Origin of the sequence: Yersinia sp. 2542 StPb PI (assembly GCF_048593855.1) — a bacterium.
In the GTDB taxonomy this organism is placed as follows: Bacteria; Pseudomonadota; Gammaproteobacteria; order Enterobacterales; family Enterobacteriaceae; genus Yersinia; species Yersinia enterocolitica_E.
The window spans coordinates 1-567 of sequence record NZ_JAZGQA010000489.1; the positions used below are offsets into that span (position 1 = coordinate 1).

The following is a 567-nucleotide window of genomic DNA, read 5'->3' on the forward strand; positions in this document are numbered from 1 at the left end:
GTTACTAAATTTGGTATGCAACGAATTACAGCAGAAGATATAAGAAAGAATTCTTATGCTTTTATTCAACAATTAAAGCTGTTAATTGATATTTCTCAAGAAGAAAAAATCAACGTTGTTGATACCCCTGAAAATCTTGTAAAAATAAAAGACATAATCGACCCTTCAGTTTTCTCAACCATTCAACTTTCTCATGCTAATAATATTCCATGGCTAAGTATTGACCATTTACTATGTATATTAGCTCAGAAGTCTGATTTTCCAGTTGCAAATTCATATAACTTCTTGAATATGCTGATAAACTCATCAGACTTTAAAGAAAGAAAAGAAAGTATAATTGTTAGTCTGACTTGCGGACTTCCTGTTCCAATTTTCTACGGCGATATAATAATCCTTAGTAGATCAAATGAAAATAAAGATATTTATTTAACCGCGAAATTCATTGAAAAACACAAATCCCCTAGCAATGATACCTTGGAAAATATAAATTACCTTTCTCAAATAATGAGAAATGTAATAGTTTAAGCATATCTAGATAGAGATATTTTATAAGGTAGTCGGGCGTAT

The 567-nt window shown here is 29.8% G+C and carries 1 protein-coding gene; it reads left to right on the forward strand.

What is annotated here, in order from left to right:
• Window positions 1–525, forward strand: a 525-nt coding sequence (locus tag V1952_RS22435) for a PIN domain-containing protein (RefSeq protein WP_420075621.1), incomplete at its 5' end; no start/stop codon positions are given.
• Window positions 526–567 lie beyond the last annotated feature (42 nt).